The organism is Polaromonas sp. P1_E3 (assembly GCF_056405935.1).
On sequence record NZ_JBFUBD010000589.1, the window covers coordinates 1 to 1335 of the forward strand.

The window sequence follows — 1335 nt, forward strand, 5'->3', positions numbered from 1 at the left end:
CTCCTGCAAAGCCCAACATGCTTCGGCATCCACCCGGGGTACCTGCACGGGGCCCGTTGGGCTGCTGACGGTCACGTGATGGCACTGGGTCAGCGACGAGAAGTCTGTGTGCACATCGGCAAGAAGGACGCCTTGAGCGCTTCGTTTTTTTTCTGCCATCAGGTCGGTATGCAGGCGCTCCACCTCCGCATAGTCGTCACGCGAGAGTGCGTTGTGGAACTTCTCGGCTTCCATGGAAACCTCTGTCTGTTGCGCAGCGGCCGCGCTGCACAACATCAGGCCGAGCAACGCCAATGCCAGTCTATTTACCATCGTTTGCAAGCCTCCGGCAGCGGGTCAGGGTTTCTGCATTCCAGACAGTCTGGTCGATATTGGCTCCGATTTGCGTCAACACACGCTTGAGGGTCACGGCATCCTTGGCGAGGCAGGCAAACCAGGCGTATTGGTTGAGGTGCTGGTCGACCGGGTAGGCCTTGACCATGTCCTCATACCCCTGCTTCATTTTTTTCCAGTCCGCACGGGTTGCGGTAAACAGGTTGTTTTTGAAATCTGAGGAGTAGGCGAAATGCTGGTACATAGCCGCGTATAAGGCCATTCCGTCCACTTTTTTGTTCCTGCTGGCGGCCAGGTTGGCCAGCCAGTCGAACGCATCGATGCTTCCCCCCCATTTGGGTTCGAAGCGCGTGCTGGCAAAAGAATAAATGGCCACGTTGCTGGGGTAATGGCTGCTGGCTTCTTCGACCAGACGCTTGAACGCGCCAAGATCGGTGCTAGCGAATGGCGCCAATTGAAGAATGCCGCTGTACCAGGGCAGGTCCCTCGGCAACTGGCTGACAGCCAACGCTTCATACGCCTGTTCAATGTAGTAGCCGTACTCCTTCCACTTTGCCGGGTCTACTTCCCGGGCATAACGTGTGCCGCGGTGGAAAAAGGCATGGCTTATGTAGGCTTCACTGCGGGCGAATGCTGCCAATGAAGAGCTAGGGTAGGCTTTTTGCCACCTGGCGGTTTTTTCATCCATCGCTGTGAAGGGGGCTTCCGGATCCTCCTTTTGGGCCTGGGGTGTCATTCCGCGTTCGTACGTTTCCCGTGCGAGCCGGATAGCCCTTTCAATAGCGTACAGCGTCGCATCCGATTTGAACTGGCCACTGGGAAAGCGTTCGTTGGCTTTAGTCGCTTCGGCATAACGTTTTTCAATGTGCGCGAAATTCTCTGTCTGAACAGCAACCTGCATATCTGCCTGTATGAAATTGCGGTCCGCGAACTCGCTGGCGCCCGCCAGCGCAGGGGCGAGCATGCATAAAAATACCAAACCGGCGATGCGCAGCATTGTGT

At 56.4% G+C, this 1335-nt stretch carries 2 protein-coding genes; both read right to left on the reverse strand.

All coding sequences use genetic code 11. From position 1 onward, the window contains the following. A partial coding sequence (locus AC1D0Z_RS21955; RefSeq protein WP_477660267.1) for a hypothetical protein occupies positions 1 to 312 on the reverse strand: 312 nt, incomplete at its 3' end. Continuing rightward, on the reverse strand, positions 302 to 1335 hold a 1034-nt coding region (locus AC1D0Z_RS21960; protein WP_477660268.1), incomplete at its 5' end, for a hypothetical protein. The genes AC1D0Z_RS21960 and AC1D0Z_RS21955, both read right to left, overlap by 11 nt.